The organism is Mycobacterium asiaticum DSM 44297, from assembly GCF_000613245.1.
Classification (GTDB): domain Bacteria; phylum Actinomycetota; class Actinomycetes; order Mycobacteriales; family Mycobacteriaceae; genus Mycobacterium; species Mycobacterium asiaticum.
In genome coordinates this window covers 80,941-97,424 of sequence record NZ_HG964936.1, presented here as the reverse complement: position 1 = coordinate 97,424, position 16,484 = coordinate 80,941, and the positions used below count along the sequence as shown (strand labels likewise).

Below are 16,484 nucleotides of genomic sequence, written 5' to 3'. Positions count from 1 at the left end.
GGGCCGGCGACGGTCGAACCGAGGCCGGCGACTCCAAAGCTGTGCTGCTGCCCCACCCCGGGGCCGGGAACGGCTGTCTCCGCGGGGATCTCGGCGGGGACGTCGAAATTGATCAGACCCAACAAGCCCAGGCTGCCGAGACCCACCGCAAGCAACGGCGGCAGCCATGCGGGGGCACTCAGCAGCGTCCCCCAGGTGCCCCAGCCGACCGGCTGGAAGAACGCCTGGTAACCGAGCGCAAAGAGCAACGGGCCCCAGGTGACCAGGGCGGCTTGCGGGTTCGTGGCGAAGTCGATGATCATCTGCTCGATCGCCGGGAGGGGATCCGACAGGAAGTCCCACAGCAACTGCCCGTCCGGCAGCATCAACACATACGCCTTCAGCAGGCCGACGATCGCGTCGATGATGTTCGTGAACGGGTTGGCCTCGGCGGCCGGCGCCACCGCGCTGGTCTGCAGTACGGCCGGAGCGGCCTGTGACGTGACCACCGGCGGGGCGGGCGCGATGCGCGGCGCCGTTGCCAGTGCCGCACCCGCCGCCGCCTGGTAAAGGCCCATGGTTGCGGCGGCCTGCAACCACATCCGTAGGTAGTCGGCCTCGTTTAGGGCAATCGGAATGGTGTTGATACCGAAGAAATTCGTGGCCACCAGGACGCCGTGCATCAGGTGGTTGGCGGCCAGCTCGGCCAGCGTCGGCATTGCCGCCAGGGCGGTGGTGTAGGCCGTCGCCGCGGCTTCGTGTTGAGCCGCCGCCCCCGCGGCGTCGGCGCTCGCCTGCTGCAGCCACCCGACGTACGGCTGATGTGCGGCCACATACCGCTCGGCGCTGGGACCCTGCCAAGCACCCCGAGCGACCGTCCCCACCAGGCCACTGAGTTCCGCTGCCGTGGCGGCATATTCGGCACTGAGCTCGTTGTAGGCCGCGGCCGCCGCCAACAGCGACGCCGGTCCCGGTCCACTACTCAGCAACGCCGAATGCACCTCGGGCGGCGAAGCAATCCAGATTGGCCCCAGCGGGGAGATCATTGTCAGCCGCCCGAGATCCCATAGGTCGCAGCGGCCGCCGCGTCACCGGCGAGGTAGCTGGCGCCGGCGTCGGCCACACCGACACCGGCGCGACCCAGTTCCTCGACACCCTGAGCCGCGACCGCCGCGTGCTCCTGGCCCTGCGCACTGAACCCGGCGGCGGTCTGCAGCGACACCGGGTCTGCCGCCGGCGGCACCACCGCGGTGATCAGCGGCGCTGCCGCGGCATGCGCGGCCGCCAGCTTCGCCGTCAGCGCCTCCACTGCGGCGCTCGCGGCTGCCAATCCTTCAGGAACCACTCGCAACGTCATGACTGACTTCCCTTCTGTTGCGTTTCACCGAATATCGCGCCCTCGCCGGCGAGGGGGTTGATCAATTGCACGAAAGTCGGAGTATCACTGTCGGACAACAAGATTCCCCGTCCGGCCGGCAACCGGCTGAATCGCTGCCCGCGGATCTTTCCGCTGTCCTGCGGGTTACCGGCCAACATCAGCGTGGTGGCCTGCAGGTCGTTGAACCTGCGCAGCAACGGATTCGTCATCAAGCCGTGCGCGGATCCGGATGCGCGTCCGGTGACGATGACCCGTAGCCCCAGGTCGGCGGCTTGCCCGAGCAGTCCGATGAGCGGGGACCAAGGGCGCTGCCCCAGGTAGGGTCCGCTGGTTGCCGCCGAGTCCGGGATCTGGTCCACGTCATCGATGATCAGGTAGTGGGTGTGGCCGTCATAGGTCCAGCGCGACAGCTCAGCCGGCGACAGGCCCGCCGGTGGTCGGCGCGCTTCGATCAGGTTCGCCAGCCCGATCATCGCCGGCGTGACCCGGTCAATGTTTGCCGTGTACTCGTTGTCGGGAAACAACGGCTCTTCGACGAGGTGCAGTCGGCGGTCCAGCACGGTGAACGCCACCTGGTCGGGACTCGAGTGCTCGCGCACCGTGCGGATGATGTGGCGCAGCAGCGTGGTCTTGCCGGACTTGCTGTCGCCGAACACCATCAGCAGTGGGTTCTCGGCGAAGTCGTGCACCACCGGTGCCAGGTCCTGCTCGCGCTGGCCGATGACCACCTGTTCCGGCCCCCGCCACACCGCGCCGACGGTCGCCGGTGCCAAGTTGGTGGGCAGCAAGCGCACCGGCGGCGCGACCTGGCCCGGGTACCGGGCGTTGATCACGGCTATCTGGTCCAGCTCCGGTTCCGCGAACAGGAAATGTTGTGCGGCCATGGTCAATCCGCGACCCGGCTGGTCGTTGGGGATGGCGTCGGCGGGACGGTGCAGCGCACCGACCACGCGCACGTTGCTGTCGCGCGCGTCGTGCAGCTTGAGCTCGAGACGCAAGCCCAGCCCGTCGCGCATCGCCAACGGCACCTCTAGCCAGCTCGGCGTCGTGATGACCACGTGAATGCCGTAGGCCAGCCCTACATTGACCAGTTCGGTCACCTTGGCCAGCAACGGGTTCCGGGTGTTGAACTGGTCGGTGTTGTCCCGGCCGAAGGCATACAGGTTGTCGATGACCAGGAACACCTCGCCGAACCCGTCATTCTGCTTGGAGCCGTTGTGGTGTCCGTTGGGCGCATCCCGAAACGCCTCGCGCTGCTGGCGAGCCAGCAGCAGCTGCTCCAGCTCGCCGAAGGTACGCCGGATGCGTTCGGGTTCCAGCGCCGTGGCGACGGTGCCGACGTGCGCCAGGTCATCCAGAGCGCGGAGTTGCCCGCCGCCGTAATCCAGGCAGTAGAATGTGACCTCGCGCGGTGAGTGCAGACTGGCCGCCGACAGAATGAACGTCTGCAGCGCAGTGGATTTCCCGGACTTGGGGCCACCGTGGATCAGCATGTTCCCGGCTGCCGACATCGCGTCGAACACCAGCGGGTCGCGGCGCATCTCGAACGGCTTGTCGACCTCGCCCAGCGGCCAGCGCCACTGGCGCGCCGGCACCCCGGCGCGCGCCAGCACGGAGGTCAGCGGGATCGGCTCGTCCAGCGGCGGCAGCCACAGCTGCGGCGCGCGCGGCCCGTAGCCGGCCAACTGCTCGCCGATCGTCGCGATCAGCTTGCGCGGCGGGCCGGTCTGCTCTTCCTGGTCGCCACCGGAGATGACGGTGCCCGGATCGGGCTCCACCCGCCCAGCCGGGAACAGCTTCGGCTCCGGAACGGATTGCACCACCAATGTCTTTGCCGCCTGCGGTGGTTCGTAGATGCCGTCGACGTAGGTGGAGCGGAACTTGATCGGGGCCGCGCCCGGTGCGGGCACCAGGAACCCGATGCCCTTGTGCTCCTTGCCCGATTCGATGTGATAGGCGTCCTCCACACCGATGATCTGTCGAGACACGCTGGGGCTGGCCACCTTCAGGCCGATGCGATAAGAGGTGTTCTTGTCGATGTCTTTGATCTTGCCCACGTCCAGCGTCTGCGATGCGAACAGAATGTGGATGCGGAACGAGCGGCCCTTGCGGGCCACATAGTCGAACAGCTCCGCGTATTCCGGGTGATCTGCCAGCATCAGGGTGAACTCGTCGGCGACCACGAAAAGCGTTGGGATGGGGGGTAAATCGAGCGCTGCACCCGCCCCTGCCCGAGCGTTCTCATACTCGGTGACCGAGTTGAACGCGCTGCCCTGCACCTTGCGGCCGGCCTCCCGCAGCAGCATCTCGCGCCGGGCCACCTCGCCGCGCAGCGTGTCTGCGAACCGGTCGGCCAGCGACTTCTTCTCTGCCATGTTCGAGATCACCGCGACGACCTGTGGGAAGTTGCGGAAGCTGTCCGCACCGGCCTCACCCTTGAAGTCGGCGTAGATAACGATCAGCCGGTCAGCGGAGTGAGTCGTCAACAGCGACAACAGGATCGACATCAACGTCTGGGACTTCCCGGAACCGGTCATACCGATCATCAGGCCGTGCGGGCCCATCCCGCCCTCGGCTTCGTCCTTCAGGTCGAACATCAGCGGCTCGCCGGTGGCGGTGACACCGATCGGGACGCGCAATTCCTCGTCACGCGGCCGGGGCGCCCACAGCGCCGGCACGTCGAGGTGCGAGGCATCCGGAATGCCAAGCAGCGTGGTGAAGTTTGCCCCGCGGGTAGCGGCCGAGCGCAACCCGGTGTGGGTGGGGTTGGAGTCCCACCGGGACAGCCGGCGGGCCAGATGGGAAGCCTCGTCCACCCCGAACGCGTCGGCGTCGTCGACGTAGGGCTGCCAACCGCCCGTCTGCCACCGCGCGATGGCACTTTTCCCATTTTTGGTCTCAATCTTGAGGATCGGCTTCTCCGGGTCCGAGTACTGCTCCCGGTGCGGCGCCGTCGCCGAGACGTGCACCACGGTGACACCGGCCCGGCCCACCGCAAGCGTCGAGGCATTCAGGTCGTAATCGGGGTCATCAACGACGATCAACAAGTGGCGCAGCGCGTCGACGGGCCGCCCGGTGAAGGCCGGGCGGTCTTCCAGCGCCGAGCCCAACAGCTCGACCAGCTCGTCGGCATCGGTGGTCAAGTACCGGGCCGGGCCGACACCGTCGACCTGCCCGGGAATGTCGACGTGCGGCAACCACTTCAGCCAGGACCAGTCCGCGCCCTCGATATCACGGGCGGCGACCGCCACTCCCAGCACCGTCGGGTCGTGCCAGGTCACGGCCTGGGCGATCCACGCCCGCACCGCTGCCCGGACCTCGGCGGGGTCGCCCGCCGCGCCCGGCAACACCTTGATGCGTGACAGCTTTGTCAGGTCGATTCCGGTCGGCACGTCGCGGACCGTGCGCTGGGTGTCAAGCAGGCTGCGTAAAGCGCTGTGCGACACCGGCTCCAGGTCGATCTCGTCGGCGGTGTCGCTCACCCGCAGCGTGGTAGCCAGCGGTGCGGAGTGGCGACCGGCGCGGACCACCAGGAAGTCGGGGTCGTCCGGGTCCCGTTCCCACTGACGACGCGAGCCCGGCACCGCGGTGAGGGCCTGCGGTTCGGGGTGCGACCACTGCGCTGCCGCGCGCTGCTCGGCCGCCTGAGCCCGGATGTTGTCCCGAACCACCGACAGGTAGCGCAGGTAGTCGGCCCGCTCAGCGTCGACTTCCTCGGTCCGTGTCTTGTTGCTGTCCCCGCGGTACAGCGCGGTCGCGGCCAGTAACAGCACGAACGGGAAGAACAGCGTCTGCGGCGATATCAGGCGCATCCCGGTGGCGAACAGCGCGACGATCATGCCGACGATCAGGATTCCGATCAAGTACGGCATCGCACGCCGGAACAGCGATGGCGGGATCACCCGCGGCAACTCCGGTGGTGCCTCGATGGTGATGGTGCCCTTCCGGGCACTCGGCGGCGTCAGTCGCCGCCGGGCCTCGAAGATCAGTCTGCTCATCGGGGCTCCCCTTCGGCGGATACCGGACGGCCCGGTCGACTGTCGGCCGGCAGGCCATCGTGCGCCAGCAGCGCGTCGGCACGCGACAGCGTCGGGCCGGGTGCGAACAAGGACAGAATCGACCACGGGATGCCGAGCGGCGGGGACTGAAGTCCCAGCGCCTCAACGGCTTTGCCGTGACCACTGGCTCCGGACCGGCCGTCGGCCTCGTTGTCGATGCCGTAGCGGACCCCGGTGTCGGAGACCCAGAACAGCGATCCGGTGGGCGGCGCGGCCGCGCCCCCGCCGACGGTCTGGGTGAAGTAACCGGTACCGGGGGCCAGCGCGACCTTCGCGCCACCGCCGACCAACTCGACGGTGTGCAGCCCCTCGGCCACCGGCAGCGCCGAGCCCGAGAGCAAGCTCAGCGAACTCGTGGCCGCCCCGGCCGGCTTGGTCCAGAACGCGCAGGTGACCGGACTGCTGCCGGCATTGATCGGCGTGACCGGCTGGGCGGGGTAGCGGCTGCTGTCCAGCAGGCGCGACACCGGCAGCTTGGCGACGTCGTCGGCACCCAGCCGCGGCGGCTGCTGCAGGCCATAGGAGTTGGAATTGCGCAGGATCGCGGCCAGCACCGGTGAGATCGGCTGCAACCCATCCGGCAGCACCCCGTAGTAGGTGATGTTCTCCGACGAACTGCGGTCGACCGCATACGACACCACCACCCCGCCGATCGGCGCGGGCACGGCGAAGGCGGCCGGAGCACCCGCGTTCGGAATGGGCGGCACGGCCAGCGGCGGCGCTTCCGGAATCGCGTTGAACAGCCCCGGTGCGATCGGCCGCGGCGCCGGCACGTCGGTGCCGAGCCCCAGGGCATTGGTGACGGCACGGTCGGCGAGGTCGATCCGGCTGCGCTTGCCTTCCCACAGCAGCCAACTGCCGTCGCCGCTGTCAACCAGGATCACCTGGCCGGGATTGATCGCCCTAGCCCGGGCGCCTTCGCTATACGGCTGACCGGCGATCACGGTGACACCGGTGCTGTGCGCGCCGCGGCCGGGTTGGCCGCTGACGCCGTCACACACCGTCCAGTCCGCATCGCGCGACGTGCTCTGCACCATGCGCTCTGGAGCGCCGGGAATCCCGATCAGGTTGCCGCGCGGAAAGCGGTCCAGCTCAGCGCTTTTCACCGTGGTCGGATTGACCGGTTGACCCGCGATCAGCCGGGCCGAGGTGAGGTTGAGCACCGGGTGCAACTGCTCACCGACCCGCACATACAACGCGGCGGTCGACCGGTCCGCCAGCACCGTGTTGTTGCCCACCTGACCATTCGGCCGGATCAGCGAAAAGACAAAGCAGCCAATCAATCCGGTGATCAGCAGCAGCACGCCCATCAGCACCGCCCGGGACTGGGTGCGCAGCGGGTCGACCAGCATCCTGGTGTCGTGCAGCGCGATACCGGAGGCGATGCGGCGCATCACGAACCGCCAGCCACTCACCTGATGGCGGGTGACGAAGCCGCGGCGGTACTCCACCTTGTCGGGATTTTCGTTGACCGGCGTCCGGGAAGTGAACGAACGCCGGTCGTCCTCCCGCTCGCTGTCGTACTCGCTCTTGCCGCTCATGCCGGTACCGACAGTCCGAGGCCGCGCAGCAGCGGAGCGACCGTGTTGGCGACGTCTTGCGCAGTGATGGTCATCAAGTCCTCGTCGGTGAATTCACCCGTACCTGCTTGTTCGGAGTGGTCGAGCCGGAATTCGCGTTCCTCCTCCGACCGTTCGACGATGTTTCGCACGAACCGACCGTTGCCTGCGATGTCCAGACTGCGGCGGGCGATCCCGTTGCTGTCCGGTGACGATGTCTCGGCCAGATGGGTGAACAGCGCCTGCATGCTATCCAGCGCCGCCTGCTCGAAGACGCTGTCCCGTTGCTGGGCCATGAGATTGGCGATCTCGGTCAACTCGGAGGGCTGGTAGGACGGGAAGTCGATGCTACGAGTGAACCGGGACCGCAGACCCTCGTTGGTGTCGAGGAACTTGTCCAGATCGGCGCGGTACCCGGCGATGATGACCACCAACCGGTCTCGGTCGTTTTCCATGCGCGCCAGCAACGTATCGATGGCAACCAGCCCGAAGTCGTTCTTGGCCCCGGTGGCCACCAGTGCGTAGGCCTCGTCCAGGAACAGCACGCCGTCCAGCGCGCTGTCGATGATGGCGTTGGTCTTGGCCTCGGTCTCACCGATGTGCTGACCGATCAGGTCGGCACGGTGCACCTCGCGGATGTTCTCTCGCTTCAAAAGTCCCAGACCGCAATAGATTTTCGCGACGACGCGGGCGATGGTGGTCTTACCCGTCCCGGGCGGGCCGGCGAAAACCAGGTGGTGGGTGCGCTGCGCGACGGCAAGCCCACGCTGCTGGCGCAGCACGGCCATGGCGACCGAACTCTTCAGCCGCGACACCTGGTTTTTGACCTCGTCCAGACCGATGAACTCGTTGAGCTGTACTTCGGCCTCGGCCAGCAGTGCGGCTTTACGCTCCCGGGCGCCCGGATCGACGAAATCGGCGTCGCTGGGCTCGGTTTCGTGGTTCCACGGATCGGTTCGCGCCTCGATGCGGGCCGCCGTCGTGGTCACCATGCCAAAGCTCGGATCCGACAGCGCCTGCTCGATCTCTTCGTTCTCGGGATTGGCCGCGTACAGCTCGTGCAACACCTCGCTGGCGGCTTCCTCGTCGACATGTGCCCGCAGCGCAAGCGCTTTGGCCAGCGCGCCGTCGACCGCGGCGACCGCGATGGGACCTTCCGGCTCCTCGAGATACGACAGCGCCGGGGCGAACATGCCGAGTCGGGCCAGCGCGGTGCCCAGGGCGATCTTCACCGCATGCGCGAAAGCCCCGTCCAGATCGGGGTCATTGACGATCGGGGTCAACAGCTTGACGACGTCCGACCAGCGCTCCGCACGGTAGTTGATGACGACGGCTATCCAGCGGGCCTCGCGTAACTTGGGCCGGCGCTCGGCGATACGGCTGACGATCTCATAGGCGCGGGCATATTCGGCCGCACCACCGGCCGACGCGAGGGCGGCCGCGTAGGCCAGGTGGAAATCATCTGGGCTGGTAGCGCGGAACTGGAGGTAGAGGCCGGTGTCGTAACGAAAACCGAGGGCCCCACGCTCTAGTTCGACCTGTCGTTGCAGCACCCCGGCCGTGGCCGCGGTGCGGGCGACCTGTTCCAGCACGTGCGCGGAGGTGTCACCCGCGGCGGCTAGGCCGGTCCAGGCGTCGCACTGCTCGTGCGCGATCCGGGTGAGCGCACTGAACCCCGAGCGGGCCGCATCGAGGTCCGCGGGCCGCTGCCGCTCGTAAACGGCGATGCCCAGCGCACGGCAGCAGGTGGCAAACCTGCTGACGACGTCGCCGTCTACCCTGCCGACTGTCCGGGATGCGAGGGGTTTAGCCGCAAGCATGCCGATATCACCGCGTTCCACGCCCCCGCCGTCTCCTGAAGTAGTTAAGGTCGCCACCGGCTAACTCCGACCAGCTCCGCCTGAGGTTAGCCACCCGAAGTTAGCATTCCCTAAGCTAACTGTCGAGGCGGCCAAAAGCGTGCGATTCAGCACTAACACTCCCGTCCTACGCCGCTGACCTGCAAGATTTTCCCGGTGCGTCACGAACCGACCACCAGGCTTGCAGCTTACTGAATATGATTTTCATTAACAACGGCGGGTGCCGATACATGCGCCATCGGCGCCATGACCGATGGTCATCGTGTAGGCCGGCTCGATACGCACCCGCACATAGTCGGGCCTATCGCGCAGGTTGGGAATGAATACGATCCCGGTGAAGTTTGTCGCAGCCGCACATATTCAGTAGTCGGAGCGCACGGCGGCCAAGTTCCCCGCCCCAGGTCAGGGCTTGGCCGCGCTGACCAACGTGTTGCGTGCGAACATCGCCGCGGCCTCGGAGTCGGGCGCGGGTATCGGCCGCCCCACCTCGCGCAGGTACTCGTTGAGCGGAGTGCCGATCGCGGTCCAGCCATGCCCACCGAACCACTCGGTGGCCGGCGCGCACCGCTCGTTGTAGACCAGCTGGAAGAACGGGCGTTGCTCGCCGTCCGGGGCGGCGCGCTCCTGTTCGACCTTGGCCCGGAATTCGTCCTCCGGGAGCGGAGCGCCGTCCTCGACGGCGACATGACTACCCGGACAGGCCAGCGCGTCGATGCCAGAGAAAAGCTGCTCCTGGGCGGCCGCGGGCAGATAGATCAACAACCCCTCAGCGATCCAGGCGGAGAACTGGCTGGGATCAAAACCGCTGTCCTGCAACGCTTGCGGCCAATCCTGCCGTAGATCGACGGCGATCTCCCGGCGCTCGGCGCGCGGTTGCACACCGTGTTGGGCGAGCACCTCCCGCTTGAAGTCGAGAACCTGTGGCTGATCCAGCTCGAACACCGTCGTGCCATCCGGCCAGGGCAGCCGGTAAGACCGCGAATCAAGTCCCGCCGCCAGGACGACCACCTGCCGCGCACCCGCGGCGGCGGCACGCTCGAAATAGGCGTCGAAGTACCTGGTGCGGGCGCCCTGGAAGTCGACGAAGTGGCGACCGAAATCCTCGCTCTTGAGGTCGTGGTCGGGAGCCTTGCCGTCCAGCACGTCGGCCCAGGAACCGCCGACGGCACGGCAGAACAGTTCCGCATAGGGATCCACGGCCAGCGGCTCGGGTTTCTGGGCCTCCAAGGCCCGCGCGGTCGCTACGAAAAGCGCGGTCGATCCCACACTCGTTGTGATGTCCCAGGTGTCACCGTCACTGCGCACCCCAACACCCTAACCGCGTTCGAGATCCCAAGTGCCGGGCAGCATCGGCGCACGGGGGCCGCACCCGAACTCGTCGTCGGTCAACGCCGTCAGTCCGGCCACGTCGTCGACGGCGCCCTTACGCACCGTGCCTGTAAAGCCCATGTCACCGGCGCCGTGTACCGACGCAGTGGCCATGGCGAGCTCGTCAGGCGACGAGTCCCAGTCGGGATCGACGCCGACGTTCATATCAGCGAACTCGTCGCCGTGCTCGTGCAGCCCCGACCGTCGGCGCCGGCGTCGGCGCGCCTGCTCCCGCGCCGCCGCCGCGGCCGCCACGGCCGCAGCGTCCGGCTCCGACGCCTTCCTGCTGGCGCTCGCAGCGGCACTCATGCCGGAGCCGAATCCGATCCCGGGCCCGCCACCGACCAAGAACGGGTAGCCCAGGCCCGCGGCCGGACCCGCTGCCGCAGGCGGTGTTCCGGCGCCGGCGACGGTGCTCGAAACCGTGGTCGCCGTGCTGGGTGCGGGGGCCGCGGTTGCGGCCGAGGCGACGACGGATGGTGCCGTCCCGACGGTAGGCAGCATCGACGCCTCGGCGATCGGCGGGACGATTGCCGGGATCGCCGCCGGCTGGATCGCCGCGAGACCGGACAAGCCGGCCAGCCCGCTCACCGAGCCCAGGTTTGCGATGGCGCCGCCGAGCGCGGCTGCCAGCAATTGCGGGGACTGCAGCAGCGGAGCGAGCTGCGCGAGGTGAGTCGGCCAGTCGAATTCGGCAAGCTCGACGACATACTCCAGCGCCCCCGCCGGATTGGTGAACAGCTGCTGGACGAACGTTTCGAACTGCTGGCCGAATTCCAGGGATCGGGCAACCCACCAGCTGGGCTGGGTCGCGTCGGTGATGTCATGCATGTGGACCCCGTTGAGCGTGCCCTCCAAAGGATCCCAGTCGATCTGCCCACCGGTGAGCGCCCGCAGCAGGTCGGCGACGAGATAGTCCAGTGGGGTGGGATCACCGTGGTCGTGGCCCTCGTGGTCGTCGTGCCCCTCCTCGCCTTCCTCGTGATCGTGGTCGTCTTCGGCAGCAACGATCTGCGGCGCGGGAGTTGCCGGCGTCGTCGACGCCACCGCGCCCTCGGACGCCGCCTGATAGGTCGTCATCGTCGCCGCCGCCTGGATCCACATCCGCGTGTAGTCGGCCTCGTTGAGGGCGATCGGGATCGTGTTGATCCCGAAGAAGTTCGTCGCCACCAGCACGCCGTGGATGGCGTGATTGGCCGCCAGCTCGACCAGGGTTGGCATGGCGGCCAATGCCGTGGTGTACGCGGCGGCGGCGGCTTCGGCCTGCGTGGCCGCGTTAGCACTGTGGGCGCTTGCCTGCGTCAGCCAGGCCAGGTACGGCGCATGGGCGACCACATACTGTTCGGCGCTCGGCCCCTCCCAGGCGCCACCCTGCACCGCAGCCAGCAGCGCGGTGAGTTCGTCGGCGATGTCGGTGTACCTGCGTGCTCAGCAGCGACCATGCCGCCGCGGACGCCAGCATCGGACCCGGTCCGGGACCGCTGCTGAGCAGCGTCGAATGCACCTCCGGCGGTGAGGCCATCCAGATTGGGGCCGTCATCAAGTACTCCTCCGCTGGCAGGGCTGTGCCAGCTCCCTCGTCAAGGGAGAGTACTGAAGTTGATAATCGTTTTCAATAGGCTTGGCTTCGGCCCGGGGGACCTTGCCGGGCCTACACCAGCGGGAGACGTTTTTTGATCCGCCGGTCCAGATCCCACAGCATCAAGTTGAACGGGAACTCCCGGACGATGCGCGGCAGCATCGCATTGACCGTCGCGAGTATCTCCATCAACAGGTCGAAGCGCTGTTGCCGGTCGTCGTCCCAGGTGAAACCCATTTCGTCGCGGAACCGCTGCGGCAAGAACCCGGAAGTGATCAGCAGGTTGAACTGCTCCAACGGACCTCGCAGCCATCCGGGTAATGGCAATCCCCGAATCCGCGCCACCGCGATCGGATACAGGAACTCGCGGACAGTGTCATCGATGTGCACCTGGTCCAGCGACTCCTGCCAGTACTTGTCGAAGGCGGCCCGGTCGGCCGGCCACATCTCCGCTGGCACCTGCAGCGTCGTTCCGATTGCCATGCTCTGCTGATAGAGCCGGTCGGCATCTTCTTCGTCGATCTCTCCGACGAACAGCCGGTAGACGTCAACCGTTCCCTTGTAGATGCACGCCGCGACCCACAGCTGCAGTTCGGGGTCGAACGCGTTATAGGAGACCGGGCTGTCGGGGGTGGAGTACACCTGTGCGTGCGCCCGGTTCACGGCTCGGCGGAACGCCGCCTTCTGCGCTTCCGTTCCTGCGTTGGCCACCGCAATGTAGGTGAAGGTAGTGCGGGCCCGCTTGATCGGGTGGCGGTCAATGCGTCCGCTTTCCACGCGGCTCTCCGCCACGCCGTGTCCGACGCCCGGTCGCGACAACTCCATGATCACGTTGGCCGGTCCCGCCAGCAGAGCGACCCCCATCAGGCCAAAGTCACCCGCGATTCGACGGCGCACCTTGCTCTGCGGCCGCGGCGGATCCGAGATCGGCCGCTCCACATGAGGGACGCGAGTTCGCTCAATCTGTTCGATCGTCATCCTTCAAACCCCACCGAGTCCGGCCAATTCTGATAACCCCGTTTCCAAATATTGGCGGCTGTGCTTTCGGATGTCAAGATGGTGTCCATGAGTGCCGAAGCATCGAGCGCGCGGCCCTACCGCGGCGTCGAGGCGACCCAGCGACTGGCCGCGCGCCGCAACCAGTTGCTGGCCGCGGGCCTGGACCTGCTGGGGGCCGAGGACCCGAACGCGACCGAACTGACCGTCCGCAACCTGTGCCAGGCAGCGGGCCTGTCCGCGCGATACTTCTACGAAAGCTTCACCGACAAGGACGACTTCGTCGCCCGCGTCTACGACTGGGTGATCGCTGGATTGGCCGCCAGCATGCAGTCGGCGATCGCAGGCGTACCGGCGGACGAGCAACCGCGGGCCGGCATGACCCACCTGGTGCGGACCATCGCCGGTGACGCCCGGATCGGGCGATTGCTGTTCAGCACCCACCTCGCCAATGCCGTGGTGATGCGCAAGCGAGGCGAGTCCACGATGTTTTTCGCCCTGCTTTCCGGTCAGCACGTGATGAGCGCGATGGGGGCACCGGCCAACGATCGGGTCAGAGCGGGGGCGCACTTCGCTGTCGGCGGGGTCGGGCAGACCTTGAGCGCGTGGCTGTCCGGTGATGTGCACATGGAACCCGACGAACTGGCCGATCATCTGGCGTCGCTGCTGGTCGAACTCACCGAACCCAGCCTGTACAGCCCGGTAAAGCCCTAAGTCCTAGGGCATCAACGGCACCTGCCACAGCCGCATGTCGGGATGGAGCCAGAGGCGCATCCAGGTCAGGCGCATCACCCGTAGCGCCCCGGAGATCAGCAGATAGGCCATCGGCACCGAGATCAGCAGCGCGGTCACCACCGACAACGCCGCGTCGTCGGGCCCCGCGGTCATCAGATCGAACCAGGCGTCGCAGATGAGCAGCACCCCCGTGGTGAAAGCGGTGAGCACCAGCAACTGGCGGCGCAGATAGCCCAGCACCGCGGTCGCCGCCATGAACCCGACCAGCAGCAGATCGAAGCCCACCCAGGTGACCGGCCAGTTGTGGGCGACGTACTTCTGCGGCAGCGTCAGCGCGAGGTAGGCCATCCAGGGGATCATCGCGATCAGACCGCCGACGATCAGACCCAATCGGATGTGCCGCATCCGATTGAGGGTGGCCGGGTCCTCCAGCTCACTCAACGGCGCCTCGAGCCGGGTGATCAGCTCACGTCGCTGCTCCGGTGTCAGGGCCGCGATCTGGCGGTCGCTCAGAATCGCCTCGGTCATGCCTGGGCGGCCGCGACCGGTGGTCGCCGGTCGGCTTGGGTCTTGGGCACCGCCGGGGTGTCAGCGTCGGTGAATTCCCTTACCCAGCAGGCAAATTCGAGCATGATGCCATCGGGATCCTGGAAGTAGAACGAGCGGACGTACACCCCGGGATGCACGGTGGCGGACACTTGCATCGGACTCTCGTCGTGGTTGAGCACCGGGCCCACCCGTACGCCCTTGTCCTTCAGCCGCTGACGGTAGGCGTCGAACTTCTGCGCCGGAACGTGAAAGGCGAGGTGATTCATGGTGCTGACCGCGCTGGTGATGTCGCCCAGCCCGGGCAGCGCGCCGGGCGAAGAGATGCCCGGCACCCGGTCGGGCGCTTGGGCGAACCAGAAGAACGCGACGCAGTCTCCGTTGCCGGCATCGAAGAAGAAGTGCTGACCCGCACCGCCGGGCAGGTCGAGCGACTTGATCAGCGGCATGCCCAGGACATTGCTGTAAAAGTCCACCGTGCGTGCCATGTCGGAGCACACCAGCGCGACGTGGTTGATTCCGCCGAGCTCGAATTCGGTGTTGGTGTTGTGCGGCTTGATCATTTGGCGACTCCCATGACTAAGATCCAAACCTGAATCTAACATCAGGTTCAGATTCCTTCCAGGAAGGTGCAGGTGGCAGCTTCGGCAGAACCCGACGGGCCGGGCTCGGGCCGCACGTCCTATCCGACCCACCGTGGCCGGCGGACCCAGGCCGCCATCGACGACGCCGCGCGAACGGTGATCGCGCGCAAAGGAATTCTGGCCACCACCATTGCCGACATTGCCGCCGAAGCCGGCCGGTCGGCGGCGTCGTTCTACAACTACTACGACTCCAAGGAGGCGATGGTCCGCCAGTGGGCGCTACGGTTCCGCGACGAGGCCAACCAGCGGGCCGTTTCGGTGACCCAGCATGGCCTGTCCGAACGCGAACGGGCACACCAGGCGGCCGCCGCCCACTGGCACACCTATCGGCATCGCCTGGCCGAGATGATCAGCATCTCGCAGCTGGCCATGGTCAGCGACGACTTCGCCCAATACTGGGCCGAGATGTGTGCGGTTCCAATCGCTTTCATCGCGGAGTCGGTGAGACGTGCTCAGCGTCAGGGTTTTTGCAGCGACGACGACCCGGAGCTGCTGGCCGAGGCGATCGTTGCGATGTTCAACCAGTTCTGTTACATCCAGCTCACCCGCACGCCGGCACCCGACGACGAAGCCTGCATCCGGACTCTGACCAACATCTACTACCGCGCCATCTACTGCCAGAAGGACGAGCCGAATTGACCGCCATCAGACGTGAATTCATCGGACTGCCGTCACCCACTGCCGAACGCGCCGGCGCCGGCGGGCACCCCTGCCAGGGGCTTTATCACCGCGCCGAGGGGCACAATCCGAAGGTGGCGATGATAGCCACCCACTACCAGATCGACTTCTCCGAGCATTACATCGCGGACTATCTGGCCGCGCGCGGCATCGGGTTCCTGGGCTGGAACACCAGGTTCCGCGGGTTCGAGAGCAGCTTCCTGCTCGATCATGCGCTGGTCGACATCGGCGTGGGAGTGCGGTGGCTGCGCGACGTCGCGGGCGTTGAAACAGTTGTGCTGCTTGGCAACTCCGGTGGCGGATCGTTGATGTCGGCATACCAGTCGCAGGCGGTCGAGCCTAATGTGACCCCGCTGGCGGGCATGCGGCCGGCGCAGGGGGTGACCGAACTACTACCTGCCGACGGCTACGTCGCCACCGCGGCGCACCCCGGGCGCCCGGATGTCCTTACCGCCTGGATGGACGGTGCCGTCGTCGACGAGAACGACCCGGTGGCAACCGATGCAGAACTGGACCTGTTCGACGAGCGCAACGGCCCGCCCTATTCACCGGAGTTCATCGAGCGCTATCGCGCCGCCCAGCTGGCGCGCAACCACGCGATCACCGATTGGGCCGAGTCCGAACTCAAACGGATTGCGGGGGCCGGCTTTTCCGATCGGCCGTTCACGGTGATGCGCACCTGGGCCGACCCGCGCATGGTGGACCCCAGTCTCGAACCCACCAAGCGGCAGGCGAATTGGTGCTACGCGGGAACTCCGGTGAAGGCGAACCGTTCCACCCGCGGCATCGCCGCGGCCTGCACCCTGCGCAACTGGCTGGGCATGTGGAGCATGCGGACGGCGCAGACCCGGGCCGAGCCGCACCTGAACCGCATCAACTGCCCGGCGCTGGTCATCAACGCCGAGGCCGACACCGGCGTCTTTCCCTCCGACGCACAACGCATCTATGACGCGCTGGGCAGCGTCGACAAGGCTCAGGCCGCCATCGACACCGACCATTACTTCACCACCCCGGGTGCCCGGGAAGAGCAGGCCGAGGTGATCGCCGAATGGATCGGCGATCGGTGGGCCTAACGGCGTGACCCAACCAAGTGGTTGTTAGCTTC

12 protein-coding genes and 1 pseudogene are annotated in these 16,484 nt (G+C 67.0%); 3 read left to right on the top strand and 10 right to left on the bottom strand.

What is annotated here, in order from left to right:
• From BN972_RS00410 to BN972_RS00375, 8 genes and pseudogenes are all read right to left on the bottom strand, one after another.
• On the bottom strand, positions 1-1,025 hold a 1,025-nt coding region (locus BN972_RS00410; RefSeq protein WP_148305384.1), incomplete at its 3' end, for a PPE family protein.
• A gap of 2 nt (positions 1,026-1,027) precedes the next feature.
• Positions 1,028-1,336, bottom strand: coding sequence for a PE family protein (locus tag BN972_RS00405; protein ID WP_036351580.1), 309 nt, complete (start codon positions 1,334-1,336; stop codon positions 1,028-1,030).
• Positions 1,333-5,355 carry a type VII secretion protein EccC gene (locus BN972_RS00400; protein WP_036351577.1) on the bottom strand — a complete coding sequence of 1,341 codons (4,023 nt, stop codon included), beginning with the start codon at positions 5,353-5,355 and terminating at the stop codon, positions 1,333-1,335. Before BN972_RS00400 ends, BN972_RS00405 begins: the two co-directional genes overlap by 4 nt.
• Entirely contained in the window at positions 5,352-6,956 is a 1,605-nt protein-coding gene (eccB, locus tag BN972_RS00395; protein ID WP_036351574.1) for a type VII secretion protein EccB, read from the bottom strand. Before eccB ends, BN972_RS00400 begins: the two co-directional genes overlap by 4 nt.
• The gene (gene eccA, locus BN972_RS00390) at positions 6,953-8,815 is read right to left on the bottom strand and encodes a type VII secretion AAA-ATPase EccA (RefSeq protein WP_036351571.1); all 1,863 of its coding nucleotides are present in this window, start codon (positions 8,813-8,815) and stop codon (positions 6,953-6,955) included. Before eccA ends, eccB begins: the two co-directional genes overlap by 4 nt.
• 420 nt (positions 8,816-9,235) lie before the next feature.
• A complete protein-coding gene (locus BN972_RS00385) occupies positions 9,236-10,138 on the bottom strand; it encodes a class I SAM-dependent methyltransferase (RefSeq protein WP_036351568.1) in 903 nt (300 codons plus the stop codon).
• Between the two features lie 9 nt (positions 10,139-10,147).
• Positions 10,148-11,741: pseudogene (locus BN972_RS00380) on the bottom strand (PPE domain-containing protein).
• Positions 11,742-11,852: 111 nt separating this feature from the next.
• Positions 11,853-12,758: an oxygenase MpaB family protein gene (locus BN972_RS00375; protein ID WP_036351565.1), complete on the bottom strand. Its 906-nt coding sequence runs from the start codon at positions 12,756-12,758 to the stop codon at positions 11,853-11,855.
• A 78-nt stretch (positions 12,759-12,836) separates the two neighbouring features.
• Here BN972_RS00375 and BN972_RS00370 point away from each other — a divergent pair, with 78 nt between their 5' ends.
• Positions 12,837-13,490, top strand: coding sequence for a TetR/AcrR family transcriptional regulator (locus BN972_RS00370; RefSeq protein ID WP_036356104.1), 654 nt, complete (start codon positions 12,837-12,839; stop codon positions 13,488-13,490).
• A gap of 3 nt (positions 13,491-13,493) precedes the next feature.
• On the opposite strand, the gene BN972_RS00365 is transcribed toward BN972_RS00370, so the two are convergent.
• Entirely contained in the window at positions 13,494-14,039 is a 546-nt protein-coding gene (locus BN972_RS00365) for a hypothetical protein (RefSeq protein ID WP_036351562.1), read from the bottom strand.
• Positions 14,036-14,620 carry a VOC family protein gene (locus tag BN972_RS00360; protein ID WP_036351560.1) on the bottom strand — a complete coding sequence of 195 codons (585 nt, stop codon included), beginning with the start codon at positions 14,618-14,620 and terminating at the stop codon, positions 14,036-14,038. Before BN972_RS00360 ends, BN972_RS00365 begins: the two co-directional genes overlap by 4 nt.
• 72 nt (positions 14,621-14,692) lie before the next feature.
• Here BN972_RS00360 and BN972_RS00355 point away from each other — a divergent pair, with 72 nt between their 5' ends.
• Both BN972_RS00355 and BN972_RS00350 read left to right on the top strand, forming a co-directional pair.
• Positions 14,693-15,340, top strand: a complete 648-nt coding sequence (locus BN972_RS00355; protein ID WP_036356101.1) for a TetR/AcrR family transcriptional regulator — start codon at positions 14,693-14,695, stop codon at positions 15,338-15,340.
• A complete protein-coding gene (locus BN972_RS00350) occupies positions 15,337-16,452 on the top strand; it encodes an alpha/beta hydrolase (protein ID WP_200869687.1) in 1,116 nt (371 codons plus the stop codon). Before BN972_RS00355 ends, BN972_RS00350 begins: the two co-directional genes overlap by 4 nt.
• Positions 16,453-16,484 lie beyond the last annotated feature (32 nt).